This is a genomic window from Buchnera aphidicola BCc, from assembly GCF_000090965.1.
Classification (GTDB): Bacteria; Pseudomonadota; Gammaproteobacteria; order Enterobacterales; family Enterobacteriaceae; genus Buchnera_F; species Buchnera_F aphidicola_F.
Genome location: NC_008513.1, coordinates 319,600 through 333,715, shown reverse-complemented (window position 1 = coordinate 333,715; position 14,116 = coordinate 319,600). Strand labels below are relative to the sequence as shown.

The following is a 14,116-nucleotide window of genomic DNA, read 5'->3' as shown; positions in this document are numbered from 1 at the left end:
AAAACTTTTTATAGTTTTATAGATGTTATTTTAACTTTATAAAAATATTTTTATACATTGATATAATATAAAATTTATATATTATTTTTTTTTGTTTTTTTTTTTAAAAAAAATAATTTTGGCGGATGAATTCCTTTTATAACAGAAGAATCAATATGTATACTTTTTATGTTTTTAAATGTAGGTATTTTATACATGGTGTTTAATAAAACTGATTCTAATATTGATCGTAATCCTCTTGCCCCTGTTTTTTTTTTAATAGCATATTTTGCAATTTCTTTTAGAGCTGTATTATCAAATTTTAATTTTACTTTTTCTAAAGAAAACAACTTTTTATATTGTTTTATAAGAGCATTTTTCGGTTTACAGAGTATTTTAATTAGATCACTTTTTTTTAGACTTTTTAATGTAACAATAATTGGTAATCTGCTAATAAATTCTGGAATTAAACCAAATTTTATTAAATCTTGTGGTTGTATTTTATTTAAATAATTGTTTTTTTTTTTGTTTTTTTTTATTTTTTTAATTTTTTTGTTAAATCCAATATTAGATGTTTTATTTAAACGATTAGATAAAATTTTTGTTAATCCAAAAAAAGATCCGCCGCAAATAAATAAAATTTTTGAGGTATTTATTTTCCATGTTTCTTGTTGTGGATGTTTCCTTGTTCCTTTTATTGGAACTGATGCAATAGTTCCTTCTATTATTTTAAGTAATGATTGTTGTACACCTTCTCCTGAAACATCACGAGTAATTGAAAGATTTTCTGATTTTTTTGTAATTTTATCAATTTCATCAATATATATAATACCTTTTTCTGCTTTATTTATATCAAAATTACTGTTTTCTATTAATTTTCTTAAAATATTTTCAACATCTTCTCCTACATATCCTGCTTCTGTAAGAGTAGTAGCATCTGCTATAGCGAATGGTACTTTTAAATATTTTGCTAATGTTTCAGCTATTAAAGTTTTTCCAGTTCCAGTAGGTCCTATAATTAAAATATTACTTTTTCCCAATTCTAGGGAACGATTTTTTTTTAATAAATAATTAATTTTTTTATAATGATTATATACAGCTACTGAAATTATTTTTTTTGCTTTTTTTTGACCTATAATAAATTTGTCTAAATATTCTTTTATAATTTTTGGTGTATATAATTTAATTTTTTTTTTGTTTTTTTGAAATTTATTTTTATTTAGAATATCATAACACAGTAAAATACATTGGTCACAAATATGTCCTGATAGACCGGTAATCATTTTTTTTGTTTTTTTTTGATTTTTTTTGCAAAAAGAACATAATATAATATCTTGATTATCAATTGTATTATCCATTTTTTTCTCTATGATTATTTAAAACATTTTTATTTATAAATATTTCTTTTTTTTAAAAAGAATCAATTAAACCATACTTAATAGCTTCTTGTGCTGAAAAAAAGTAATCACGTTCTGTATCTTTTTTTATTTTTTTGATTGGTTGTTTGGTATGATAAGATAATAAGTTATTTATTATTTTTTTTATTTTTTTTATTTCTTGAGCGTGTATCATAATATCTGATGCTTGTCCTTTAAAACCACCTAATGGTTGATGTAACATAATTCTAGCATGAGGTAAACTAAATCTTTTTCCTTTGTTTCCTGAACATAATAATATAGCTGCATAGACCGCTTGTCCAATACATATTGTATTAATTTTAGGTTGAACAAATTGCATAGTATCATAAATTGATAATCCTGATGTTATAATACCTCCAGGAGAATTTATGTATATAAAAATATCTTTTTTTTTATTTTCTGATTCTAGAAATAATATTTGAGATATAACAATACTAGCGATATTATCATCGATTATCCCAGTAATAAAAATTATTCTTTCTTTTAATAATTTAGAAAATATATCATATGATCTTTCTCCATGATTTGTTTTTTCAATTACAAATGGTATAAGTAAATTGTTTTTTTGTTGATTTTTTTTTTTAATATTATTCATATTTAATTTCTCTTTAAAAAATGTTTATATTAAATTAATATAAATTTTTTTTATTTATATTACTTTTTATATAAAATTTTATATATTTTAAATATTTTTAAATATTTTCATATATATTTTTATAAAAAATATTTTAGAAATAAATATTTTTATTTTGATTTTATTTTTAAATACAAATATATATTCATTCATTTAAAAATTTTATTTTTAAGAATTTATACAAGATACTGGTAAAAATATTTTTTTTTTCTTTTCTTTCCATTGAAATACTGTAAATGTTTGTATTTGTATAGAATAAATTTTTTTTGGAATATATTTAAAGAAAATTTTATAAATTTTTTTATGTTGCTCTAATAAAGATAATTTATTAAATTCATATGCAGATATTATTATCATATAATGTTTTGAATTTTTTCTATAATTTTTATTAAAATGAGTAACTTTAGAAATTTTTAGATAAAATATATCAAATATAGATTTAATTTTTTTTTTAATTTTTTTTTTCATTATAGTAGATTTAATTATAATTTTTTATTTTATTATTGAATTAATAATTATTAAGATCATAATATTTATAATTATGATAAATATTTTTATTTATATTTTGATATTATTTTGAATTTTAAATTTTTAATAAAATTTTTAAAAATATTATAAATAATATTTATTATTATAAATTTAATATTTTATTTTGAAAAAATAATTCGCTATGTAATAATGTTATTATTTATTATTTATTATTTATTATGAATTGTGTTATAAAATTAATTTTTAAAATTTTTATATATATAAATACATTATTATTTTTAATATACAGTATAATTATCGTTACTGTCAATTTAGAATTGTTAAACATTTTATTATATTTAATTTTAATAGATTAATAAATTTTATTATTACAAATAATTATTTTATATAAAAAATGTTTTTTATATTTTAAAGTATTTTTTATTAAGAAAAAACAAATATATTATGTTATATAGGTTTAAAAACTATGAAAAAATTTAGTAAATATAATATTTTTAAATTATTAATGATTTTTTTTGTTTCTATAATATTTTTTTTTATGATATATATGAGTAAAAAAATATGTGTAAATGTTTCAGGTTATATTTCAAAATTAGAATTTGAATTAATGCTATTAGTTTTTAAAATTATGTTTATTATTGTTTTTCCTGTTTTAATGTTAGTTTTTTTTATTGTCTATTATTATAGACATTCAAATACATCTGAAAAATATACTCCAAATTGGAAACATTCATATTTTTTAGAAATTATATGTTGGTTAATTCCAATTTTTATAATTTCTTTTTTAGCATTTTTATCATGGAATACTACACATAGTTTAGAACCTAGTAAAAAATTAAAAGTAAATATTAATAAACCTATTACAATTGAAGTAGTTTCTTTAAATTGGCGTTGGTTATTTATTTATCCTTATTATAAAATTGCAACAATTAATGAAATATCTTTTCCTAAAAATGTTCCAGTGAATTTTAAGATTACTTCTAATTCTGTTATGAATTCTTTTTTTATTCCTAATTTAGGTAGTCAAATATATACTATGGCTGGAATGAAAACAGAATTAAATTTAATAGCTTTAAGTAACGGAATTTATAAAGGTATTTCTTCAAATTATAGTGGTAATGGTTTTTCTAATATGAAATTTAAAGTTTATGTTCAAAATGATTTATTTCATTTTAATAAATGGATTAAAAAAGTTAAATCAAAAAAAAAGTTTTTATCTTTTAAAAAACAATTTTTAAATTTATCAAAAAATAGTAAAAAATATAAAAATGAATATTTTTCATATACTGATCCATTATTGTTTTATAAAATAATTAAAATATTTAATTCTTGTCATAATACATAATTAAATGTTTTTTCTAAAAATAATATTTATACTTTTTTATTATAAGGATTGTTTCTAATGTTTGGAAAATTAACAATTAATTCAATACCATATCATGAACCAATTATTATAGGAACTTGTTTTTTAATTTTTCTTTTTTCATTATTAGTATGTGTATATATTACATATGTGAAAAAATGGAAATATTTATGGAATGAATGGTTTACTTCTGTTGATCATAAAAAAATTTCTGTTATGTATTTTATTTTATCTTTTGTTATGTTTCTTAGAGGTTTTTCAGATGCAATAATTATGAGATTACAACAATTTTTTTCATCATTACCAGAGCATACTAGTATTTTTTCATCTGATCATTATGATCAAGTGTTTACAGCTCATGGAGTAATTATGATTTTTTTTGTTGCAATGCCATTAGTAATAGGTTTAATGAATTTAGTAATTCCTTTACAAATTGGAGCTAGAGATCTCGCTTTTCCTGTTCTTAATAATATAAGTTTTTGGCTAACTGCTAGTTCATCAGTATTATTAATGATTTCTTTAGGAGTAGGAGAATTTGCTAAAACTGGTTGGTTAGGATATCCTCCATTATCTGGAATTATATACAGTCCGGGTGTAGGAGTTGATTATTGGATTTGGGTTTTACAAATCTCTGGTATTGGAACAATATTAACATCTATAAATTTTATAGTAACAATTATTAATCTTCGTGCTCCTGGTATGTCAATGTTTAAATTACCTGTTTTTACTTGGACTTCTTTATGTACTAATATTCTTATTTTAATTTCTTTTCCAGTTTTATTTATTACATTATTATTTTTATCATTAGATAGATATGCTGGTTTTCATTTTTTTACAAATGATTTGGGTGGAAATATGATGTTATATGTTAATTTGATTTGGATATGGGGACATCCAGAAGTTTACATATTGATTCTACCTATATTTGGTATTTTTTCTGAAGTTGTTTCAACATTTTCAGAAAAATCATTATTTGGATATATTTCTTTAATTTGGGCAACAATTGTTATTACTGTTTTATCATTCATTGTATGGTTACATCATTTTTTTACAATGGGTTCAGGGGCTAATGTTAATTCTTTTTTTAGCATTACTACAATGATTATAGCTATTCCTACTGGAGTAAAGATTTTTAATTGGTTGTTTACTATGTTTCGTGGACGTATTAGATTCCATTCTTCTATGTTATGGACTATTGGGTTTCTAATTAGTTTTACAATTGGAGGAATGGCTGGAGTATTATTATCAATACCTCCTATTGATTTTGTACTTCATAATAGTTTATTTTTAGTTGCACATTTTCATAATGTTATCATAGGTGGTGTTGTTTTTGGTTGTTTTGCTGGAATTACTTATTGGTTTCCAAAAATTTTTGGATTTAAATTAAATGAATATTGGGGAAAATGTGCTTTTGTTTTTTGGATAACAGGTTTTTTTACAGCGTTTATGCCACTATATATACTTGGTTGTATGGGAATGACACGTAGATTAAGTCAAAATATTGACTGTGAATATCATGGGTTATTGACTATTTCTGCTATTGGTGTGTTTTTTATTTTTTTAGGTATTTTATTTCAAATTATACAAATAATTGTTTCAATTAAAAATCGTAATACATTAGAATATAAAGATAATACTGGTGATCCTTGGAATGGAAGAACATTAGAATGGTCTATTCCTTCTCCTCCACCAATATATAATTTTGCAATTATACCACAAATAAAAACTATAGATAATTTTTGGTTTGATAAAGTAAATAATAAGGGTAATATAAAAAATAATATTTTTACAAAAATTCATATGCCAAGTAATTCTTATTTTGGTATTGCAATTGGTTGTTGTTCTACTTTTTTTGGTTTTTCTATTGTTTGGCATATCTGGTGGTTAGTATGGGTTTCATTGTTTGGCATTTTTTTTATTTTATTAAAAAAATTTTTTACATTTGATAAAGGATATTTTATTTCAATAAAAAAAATAAAAGATATTGAAAACAAACATTTATTAAAAAAATAATTTTTAAATTTCATTTATTAAGTAATATTTTTATATAAGGAATTAATATGAATAATAAAAAAGATTATGTTTCATATTCTTCACTAAAAAATAATAGTATTTTAGGTTTTTGGATTTATTTAATGAGTGATTGTATTATTTTTTCTGTATTATTCATTGTGCATATAATAATGTCACGACATGGATATAATGGTTTTTTAAGAGAAAATAAATTATTTTCAAAGTTCGTCCTTTTTTTAGAAACTTTAATTTTATTATTTTGTTCTTTATCTTTTAGTTTAATAAAATATTTTTTAAAAAAATCTTATAAGAAATGTATATTATTTTTTTTATTTATAACATTAATTTTAGGATCTACTTTTATAAGTTTAGAGTTTTTTGAATTCTTGAATATTATTGAAAAAGGATTTTTTCCTAATACAAATGGATATTTTTCTTCTTTTTATGTTTTATTATGTATACATGGATTACATGTTATTTTTGGATTATTATGGATAATAATATCAATTTTTCAATTTTTTTTTTTAAAATTCTCTAATTTTTTATACATATCATTGATATGTTGTTGTTTGTTTTGGCATTTTTTAGATATAATTTGGATTATTCTTATTTTTTGTGTTTATTTTAATTAAAATAATAAATATTATAATTTATTTGGGGTATTAATATATGTTAGTAAAAAAAAAATATACTTTTAAAGATATTATTTTTATTTTTTTAAAGAAAAAATTTTTTATTGGTTTTTTTATTTCATTGTTTTTTGTTTTTTTTTATTTTTTTTTATTATATAAAGATTATTATTTTTTTCAAAAAAACAAATATTTATTCTATAATTTAATTATTATACAATTACTTTTATATTTTAAATATTTTTTTGAAATTAATATTTCTCAAAAAAATTTTTTAATTATATTATCATTAATATTTACTATCATTATTATCTGTATTATTAGTATAGGATCTTTATGGATTTTCGACAATTTAAATCATTAATATCAATTTTTTTTGTTTTTTTTAAAAATAATAAAATATTTAATATTATTGAATTGATAAAACCCGGGATTATTTTAGGAAATATTATTTGTTTATCTGGAGGATTTTTTTTAGCTTTAAATGAAAAGTTATCAAAAATTTTTTTTTTAAAAACAGTTTTTGGTTTAATACTTATTATTTCATCATCTTGTATATTAAATAATATTATTGATAGAGATATAGATAAAAAAATGAATAGAACTAAAAATAGATTTTTATGTATAAATACTAATGTTTTTTTATTAAAAATATTATTTTTTTTTTCTATTATATTATTAATTTTAGGCTTGTTAGTTTTTTATATATATATAAATTTTTTATGTACAATAATTTCTTTTTTTGGATTTTTTTTTTATGTTTATTTATATTCTTATTTATTTAAAAGAAAAACATATTTTTCAACTTTTGTAGGTAGTGTTTCTGGATCTTTACCACCTATTATAGGGTATGTTGCTGTTAATAATTGTTTAAATAGATGTTGTACAATTTTGTTTTTTATGTTTTCTTTTTGGCAAATTGCACATTCTTATTCTATAATAATATATAGATATTCAGATTATAAATTATTAAATCTTCCAGTATTTCCGATTTTATATGGAAAATTAAAAACAATAATTTTTATTTCAATATGTATTTTGAATTTATTTTTTTTTAATTTTTTATTATATTTTTTTGGTTATGTAAAGTTTTTTTATTTTTTGTATACTAGTTTTTTTATCTTTCTATGGTTTATTTTTTCTTTTTTAAGTAATTCTAGATATTTTACAATTAAAATTTGGTCTCGAATTATGTTTTTCTTTTCTATATTTATTATTTTTATGATAAGTTTTTTAATGAGTTTAAATAATTTTTAAAAATTTTTTTTAAAAACAATTATTATTAATTGGTAATCCTGATATTTGACTAGCATATTTAATAAATCCTTTTGGAAATAGGATAAATAAATCTTGACTAGTCAAAAATATTTTTTTTTTTTTAAATACTGTAAAAACATTCTTGTTTTTGGTGTTAAATTATATTTATTATAAAAATCTCTCATAAGAAAAATTATTATCCAATGTTTTTTACTCATATTAACGTTTAGTTGTTTTGCAATTTTTCTGCAATTTTTATGTTCCATTTTTTTTTTTTAATTATGTTCATTTTTATTATAAGAAATACATATTGTTAAAAATTTTTTGATATTTTTTAAAAATTTTTTATTTTGATATTATTTTTATTAGTAATTATTTTATCTAATATACTATTTATAAATTTATGACTTTTATTTGATCCATATATTTTAGCTAATTCTATTCCTTCATTAATAATTACTTTATATGGAATATCTAATCTTTTAATAATTTCATAGGATGCCAATCGAAGTATTGCTTGTTCTATATAATCTAATCTATTTTTTTTTTTTGATATATTTTTTTTAATTATTTTATCGATATAAAATATATTTTTTATGACTCCAGTAACTATTTTATGAAAATAAATTTTATCTAAAGAATATTTTTTGTTTTGTTCTATAACATATTTTTCAGTTTCAAATAGTACAATTTTTTTTGATATTTGCCAAGAGTATAACACTTGTATTGCTAACTCTCTAGCTTTTCTTCTTTTTGATTTCATGGTAGAAATACCTTTCTATTTTATATATAAAATATTTTTTATAATATATATATTATGATTTATTTTAATAGTATAAACAAATTTTATTTTATATTCTATATAAATTAAATTTATTGTTCTTTTGTATTCTATATTTTTATTTTTATAAAAATATTGTTTATTTTAAATATTATGTTATAATTAATTAAATTGATAGCGGGGTGGAGCAGTCAGGTAGCTCGTCGGGCTCATAACCCGAAGGTCGTTGGTTCAAATCCAATCCCCGCAACCATAATTTTATTAAGAAAAAATATTTAATTCTTCTATTTTTTTTTTTAAACCAGAATACCTTTCTTTATTATTATTAATAATTTTATTTAAAATTTTTTTATTTGCATAAATTGTAACTTTTTTTTGAGCTCTACTAATAGCAGTATAAAATAATTCTTTAGAAAATTTATTAGAGAAATAATTTGGAATAATAATATTTACAGATAAAAATTCTGATCCTTGAGATTTATGAATGGTAGTTGACCAAGCAGTTTTATAATGAAATAAAATTTCTGGATTAAATTTTTTTATTTTTCCAGTAGATAATAAAAAATAAATTTTTTTCTTTTTTTTTTTATATAAACAAATTCCTATATCTCCATTCATTAATTTTAAAAATATATTATTTTTTTTAATTATAATAGGTTTTCCGTGATACCAAAATTCTTTTTTTTTTTTTTTATTATTTATTTTTATAAAATAATTATCTAAATATTGATTTATTTTTTTAGTTCCAAATATACCTTTATTTATTATACATAATATACGATATTTATTAAATTTATGAATAATTTTTTTTGGATTTTTTTTTTTATTTACATAATTCCAATATTTTTTATAATATAATTTTATTTTTTTAAGCATATTTAAATAATCATTTGATGTATTTAAATTTTTCCATATTATATCTTTATATTTTTTTTTATAAATCTTATTAATATCTTTGATTTTTTTTTTTTTTAATTGATTAATTAAGAAATTAATTCCTGAATTTTTATTAAATCTATAATTTTTTTTTAATACAAAAAAAATTTTTTTTTTTTCTTTTTTTTTTTTTTTAAAATTACATATTTTTTTTAAAATTGATCCAGTTTCTACAGAAGGTAATTGATATACATCTCCAACAAAAATTATTTTTGTTTTTTTTTTTATACATGTTAATATTATTTCCATTATATTTAAACTAATCATAGATGATTCATCAATGATAAGAATATCAATTTTTTTTTTTCTTTTTATATATTTCGCATTATTTTTATTAGTTTCTTTTTGAATTTTAAATAATTTATGTAATGTAATTCCTTCTTTAGGTATCATTTTTTTTTCATTTTTTTGAATGTTTTTTTTTTTTAATATTTTATATATAGATTGAGTTAGTTTGTTTACCGCTTTTCCTGTAGGAGCTGTCAATTGAATTTTTATTTTTTTTTTTGATATTTTAATTAAAATTAAAATTAAATAAGCTATTATATTTGTTTTTCCTGTGCCTGGACCACCAAGAAGAAAAAACAAATTATGAATTAAAGCTTTTTTAACTGCATTTTTTTGATTTTTATCAATATAATTTGAACAATATTTTTTTATTAATTTTTTATATTCTATTTTATTTTTTTTTTTTTTACTTTTTTTTTGATAAAGCAATTCAATTATTTTATTTTCTGAATACCAATATTTATATAAATAAATATATTTTTTGTCAATTACAAGAGGTGTTTTTTGTGTGCCGTTACTACATAACATGCTACTTATTACAGTATTAAACCAATTAATATTATTTTTACTAACAATATTTAATAATTTTATAAACACATTTTTTCTTTTTATTTTTTTTTTAACAAAATGTTTTTTTGGTATACAACTATGTCCATGTCGAGCTGAATATATTAAGTAAAGAATTACTAATATAACTTCAGGTGAATAATTTGAAATTTTTTTATTAATACATGTGTAATAATCTATACAATTTATTTCTTTTTTCTTTTTTGCAATTTTTATTATTTTAAAAAATTTTTTTATATTTTTAGATAACATTTTAATTTCCATATATAAGATTTTCTAAATTTTTAATTAATAAATATGAAGGTTTAATAAAATATGTTCCAGTGTTATTTTTATTATCAAATGCTCTAAGAAATAAATAAAAAATTCCGCCAAAATGGGTATTATAATTATAATTTTTTAGTTTTTTTTTTAAATAACAATGTAATACTAAGCTATAAATTTGGTATTGTATATCATAACGATATTTAATTATTTCTTTTTTTATATTTTTTGAATTATAATAACTACTATCTGGTCCTAACCAATTAGATTTGTATTCTATGATATAGTATTTTTTTTTCCATAAAAATATTAAATCTATGCTTCCATTTAATATTCCAAAAAAATTTTTATAAAAAATATTACTACATTTTTTTGATATAGGATCAAATTTTTTAATTATTAAATTAAATTTTTTAATATTTATTTTTTTTTTTATTGGTATAATAAATTTTGTTTCTTTTTGATGTTCTTTTTTTCTTATTTTTTCTAAAGAAAGGTTTTCATTATTTAATGGAAATTTTAAGAAAATATTTATCCATAAATATAATTTTTTTATTAATATATTTGAAAATGATAAAAAATTTGTTTTTTTTAATATTTTTTTTGTTTTTTTTGTTTTGAAAAATTTTATTTTTTTAAAAACATCATGTAAATAGATTCCAAATTCTTTTCCTAATGGAAAAGAGTGGAGATTAATCTGAGAAGTTTTTTTATTATAATTAATTTTATTTATAAAATTTTCTTTTTTTATATTAATTATATTTTTTTTTAATTGATTATATTTTATAATTTTAGAAAAACTAGTATTTGTCCAGGAATATTGTTTGATTTTTTTATTAAAAAAAAATATGTTTTTTTTTTTTCTTTTTTTTTTTTTAAAAAATTTTTTTTTTACTTTATTTGATTTTTTTATTTCAATTAATCCAGGTATTTGTAAATCATATAAATTTTTTTTGAAATTTTTAAATTTTTTTTTTTTTCCTTTTTGTATTAAATATCCTAAGCAATTTTTATGAAAATTTGTATATTTTTCATTTTTTTTGTTTTTAATTACTGCTAATCCAATACAACAGTGTATTATACTTCTAGTAATAGCAACATATAATAAACGTATATCTTCAGATAATCTTTCTTTTTCTAAAGATATTATATTTTTTTTTTCATTTTTTAAATTTACTATTTTTTTTAGTGTTTTTTTACAATAGATAATTTGATTTTTTTTTTTTTGAAAACTACTAAAAAATGGAATCCAAATTATAGGATACTCTAGTCCTTTAGATTTATAAATAGTAATTATTTTAATAAATTTTTTATCATTTATATTTTTGTTTTGAATTAAATTTTTTGATTTATTTTTTTCAATATTTTTTTTTAGAATTTTTTTTCTAAGCCAAATTGTTAATAAAAATTTATTTTTAATACTTTTGTTTTTTTCTTCTAAAATTTCACATAATTGAATGATATTATATATATTAATATTATTAATTTTTAATTTTATGTTTTTTTTTTGAAAACAGAAATCGAATATTATTTTTTTAAACATAAAAAATATATTTTTTTTTTTCCAGATTAGATAATATTTTTTTAGTTTTTTTATTAAAGAAGAATATGTTTTTTTTTTATTATTAATTGAATAAATATCATATATATTTTTACTAAATATTTTAGTCATAAGTAATTTTTGTAATTTTAATATATTAGATAAATCAGAAAGTGATTCAATAATAAATAAAATTTCTTTAGCTTCTTTTGTTTGAAAAATATTTTTTTTTTCTGATGTATAAATTGTTTTAATTCCATATTTTTTAAATTCTTTTTTAATAATATTAGCTTCATATTTATTTTTTACTAAAATAGCTATATCTGTATTTTTAATACTACGTTTTTTTTTGTTTTTAAAAATAATAAAAGATTTTTTAGTAGATTTATTAGATAACAAATTATTAATAGAATATGCACACATTTTAGAAATCCAAGTAAAATATTCATTTTTATTTATTGTTTTTTTATTTTTAAAAATAAATTTTAAAGCTGGTTGTGTAATATTGTTAATAACAAGTTTATTTTTATTATTTTTTTTGTTTGCTAATGATGGTTGAAAATTAATTTTTTTAAAAATAAATGGATTTTTTGTTTTTGAAAAAAGTGTATTAATACTTTTAGTCATATTAATTGATGAACGAAAATTTTTTTTTAAAAAAAAACATTTTTGTATTTTTTTTTTATATTTTAAATATAAAAATATATTTGAATTTCTAAAACTATATATAGATTGTTTAGGATCACCAATAAGTATTAATGATTTTTTTTTTTTTTTTTTATATATTTTATAAAAAATATTAAATTGATAATTATCAATATCTTGACATTCATCAATCATTGAAATTGTATATTTTTTTAGAATGTTTTTTTTATAATTGATTTTTTTTTTTTTTATTTCTTTCCACATAATTGTATTTAAATCATTAAATTCTAATCCTTTTTTCATTTTTTTTTTCTTTTTTATTAATTTAGGTATTTTTTTTAATGCTAGATAAATAAAATATTTAAAAAATAATTTATAATAAAAAAAAATTTTTTTAATATATAAAAAAAATAGATATTCTTTTTTTTTTTTGATTTTTTTTAAAATAAAATGTTTTAATATTTTTGGTACTGAATATTTTATAGTTTTTTTTTCTGACCAAATTTGTATTTTTTTACACCATATTTTTATTTTTTTTTTATTATTTTTTTTTTTATTTAAATATATTTTTTTTATCAAAAATTTTATTTTTTTTTTATCTATTTTCCATGTTTTTTTAGCTTTATTAATTAACTTAATAATTAAATTATATTTTTTTATTAATGAACTTTTTTTTTTAAAATCGTGTTTTATTTTTATTTTTATTTGACTAATCCATATATATATATGTTTAAATAGTTCTAAAGGATTTTTCCATTTTTTAAAGATTAATTTAATAATTTCTATATTTTGATAATAAACATACTTTCTCCAGAAATCTTTAGTTGCTTCAAATTGTATTTTTTTTATATTTGTAATAATATTTTGATATATTTTTTTTTTACATAAAAATTTTTGTTCTATTAAAATTTTTCGAAAAAAACTATGTATAGTATATATATTAATTTGATCTATGTTTTTTTTAGCTTTTTTAAGTAATTTTGAAATTTTTTTAAAATCTTTTATTTCTTTTTTAAAATCTTTTAGATCTTTAACATAATAATTTTTATTAATACTCATGTAATATAATTGACAAATTTTTTTATATAATCGTTCTTTTAATTCATTTTTTGCGGTTTCTGTAAATGTAACAATTAATATTTTTTTTATTGGTATAGGAGAAGAATATGATTTTTTTATACCAATGTTTAAAATTAAACGTAAATAAAAAATAATTATTGAAAAGGTTTTTCCAGTTCCTGCTGATGCTTCAATTAAAGTAATACCAAAATGAGGTATTTCTTTTGTGTTTAAAGGTATATATTGCATATTTT

The 14,116-nt window shown here is 17.2% G+C and carries 12 protein-coding genes and 1 tRNA gene; 6 read left to right on the top strand and 7 right to left on the bottom strand.

Annotated elements, in window-relative coordinates; genetic code table 11:
• Positions 1–74 precede the first annotated feature (74 nt).
• The 3 genes from clpX to BCC_RS01495 form a co-directional block, all read right to left on the bottom strand.
• Complete coding sequence (gene clpX / locus BCC_RS01505) at positions 75–1,337, bottom strand: ATP-dependent Clp protease ATP-binding subunit ClpX (protein ID WP_011672673.1); 1,263 nt, start codon at positions 1,335–1,337, stop codon at positions 75–77.
• 52 nt (positions 1,338–1,389) lie between these two features.
• Positions 1,390–1,992: an ATP-dependent Clp protease proteolytic subunit gene (locus BCC_RS01500; RefSeq protein WP_011672672.1), complete on the bottom strand. Its 603-nt coding sequence runs from the start codon at positions 1,990–1,992 to the stop codon at positions 1,390–1,392.
• A 207-nt stretch (positions 1,993–2,199) separates the two neighbouring features.
• On the bottom strand, positions 2,200–2,499 hold the full coding sequence (locus BCC_RS01495) for a BolA/IbaG family iron-sulfur metabolism protein (protein ID WP_011672671.1): 300 nt from the start codon (positions 2,497–2,499) through the stop codon (positions 2,200–2,202).
• 487 nt (positions 2,500–2,986) lie between these two features.
• On the opposite strand from BCC_RS01495, the gene cyoA reads away from it, so the two are divergent.
• The 5 genes from cyoA to BCC_RS01470 are packed head-to-tail and all read left to right on the top strand — an operon-like array spanning position 2,987 to position 7,782.
• Positions 2,987–3,865, top strand: a complete 879-nt coding sequence (cyoA, locus tag BCC_RS01490; protein ID WP_011672670.1) for a ubiquinol oxidase subunit II — start codon at positions 2,987–2,989, stop codon at positions 3,863–3,865.
• Between the two features lie 57 nt (positions 3,866–3,922).
• A complete protein-coding gene (cyoB, locus tag BCC_RS01485; protein ID WP_011672669.1) occupies positions 3,923–5,896 on the top strand; it encodes a cytochrome o ubiquinol oxidase subunit I in 1,974 nt (657 codons plus the stop codon).
• Positions 5,897–5,943: 47 nt separating this feature from the next.
• Positions 5,944–6,528 (top strand): cytochrome c oxidase subunit 3, encoded by a 585-nt coding sequence (locus BCC_RS01480; protein ID WP_011672668.1) that lies wholly within the window; start codon positions 5,944–5,946, stop codon positions 6,526–6,528.
• A gap of 37 nt (positions 6,529–6,565) precedes the next feature.
• Entirely contained in the window at positions 6,566–6,889 is a 324-nt protein-coding gene (locus BCC_RS02110; RefSeq protein ID WP_011672667.1) for a hypothetical protein, read from the top strand.
• Positions 6,862–7,782 (top strand): protoheme IX farnesyltransferase, encoded by a 921-nt coding sequence (locus tag BCC_RS01470; protein WP_011672666.1) that lies wholly within the window; start codon positions 6,862–6,864, stop codon positions 7,780–7,782. Before BCC_RS02110 ends, BCC_RS01470 begins: the two co-directional genes overlap by 28 nt.
• Before the next feature lie 101 nt (positions 7,783–7,883).
• Here BCC_RS01470 and BCC_RS02105 read toward each other — a convergent pair whose 3' ends face one another.
• Both BCC_RS02105 and nusB read right to left on the bottom strand, forming a co-directional pair.
• A complete protein-coding gene (locus BCC_RS02105; protein WP_148209411.1) occupies positions 7,884–8,048 on the bottom strand; it encodes a TusE/DsrC/DsvC family sulfur relay protein in 165 nt (54 codons plus the stop codon).
• 68 nt (positions 8,049–8,116) lie between these two features.
• A complete protein-coding gene (gene nusB, locus BCC_RS01460; RefSeq protein WP_011672665.1) occupies positions 8,117–8,545 on the bottom strand; it encodes a transcription antitermination factor NusB in 429 nt (142 codons plus the stop codon).
• A 194-nt stretch (positions 8,546–8,739) separates the two neighbouring features.
• On the opposite strand from nusB, the gene BCC_RS01455 reads away from it, so the two are divergent.
• A tRNA-Met gene (locus tag BCC_RS01455) sits at positions 8,740–8,816 on the top strand.
• A gap of 8 nt (positions 8,817–8,824) precedes the next feature.
• On the opposite strand, the gene recD is transcribed toward BCC_RS01455, so the two are convergent.
• Positions 8,825–10,606: an exodeoxyribonuclease V subunit alpha gene (recD, locus tag BCC_RS01450; protein WP_011672664.1), complete on the bottom strand. Its 1,782-nt coding sequence runs from the start codon at positions 10,604–10,606 to the stop codon at positions 8,825–8,827.
• A gap of 1 nt (position 10,607) precedes the next feature.
• Positions 10,608–14,111, bottom strand: coding sequence for an exodeoxyribonuclease V subunit beta (recB, locus tag BCC_RS01445; RefSeq protein ID WP_011672663.1), 3,504 nt, complete (start codon positions 14,109–14,111; stop codon positions 10,608–10,610).
• Positions 14,112–14,116 lie beyond the last annotated feature (5 nt).

Bases quoted from the DNA above. Each gene is read 5' to 3' on its own strand.
- clpX (WP_011672673.1), bottom strand. From the start codon at position 1,337: ATGGATAATACAATTGATAATCAAGATATTATATTATGTTCTTTTTGC.
- BCC_RS01500 (WP_011672672.1), bottom strand. From the start codon at position 1,992: ATGAATAATATTAAAAAAAAAAATCAACAAAAAAACAATTTACTTATA.
- BCC_RS01495 (WP_011672671.1), bottom strand. From the start codon at position 2,499: ATGAAAAAAAAAATTAAAAAAAAAATTAAATCTATATTTGATATATTT.
- cyoA (WP_011672670.1), top strand. From the start codon at position 2,987: ATGAAAAAATTTAGTAAATATAATATTTTTAAATTATTAATGATTTTT.
- cyoB (WP_011672669.1), top strand. From the start codon at position 3,923: ATGTTTGGAAAATTAACAATTAATTCAATACCATATCATGAACCAATT.
- BCC_RS01480 (WP_011672668.1), top strand. From the start codon at position 5,944: ATGAATAATAAAAAAGATTATGTTTCATATTCTTCACTAAAAAATAAT.
- BCC_RS02110 (WP_011672667.1), top strand. From the start codon at position 6,566: ATGTTAGTAAAAAAAAAATATACTTTTAAAGATATTATTTTTATTTTT.
- BCC_RS01470 (WP_011672666.1), top strand. From the start codon at position 6,862: ATGGATTTTCGACAATTTAAATCATTAATATCAATTTTTTTTGTTTTT.
- BCC_RS02105 (WP_148209411.1), bottom strand. From the start codon at position 8,048: ATGGAACATAAAAATTGCAGAAAAATTGCAAAACAACTAAACGTTAAT.
- nusB (WP_011672665.1), bottom strand. From the start codon at position 8,545: ATGAAATCAAAAAGAAGAAAAGCTAGAGAGTTAGCAATACAAGTGTTA.
- recD (WP_011672664.1), bottom strand. From the start codon at position 10,606: ATGTTATCTAAAAATATAAAAAAATTTTTTAAAATAATAAAAATTGCA.
- recB (WP_011672663.1), bottom strand. From the start codon at position 14,111: ATGCAATATATACCTTTAAACACAAAAGAAATACCTCATTTTGGTATT.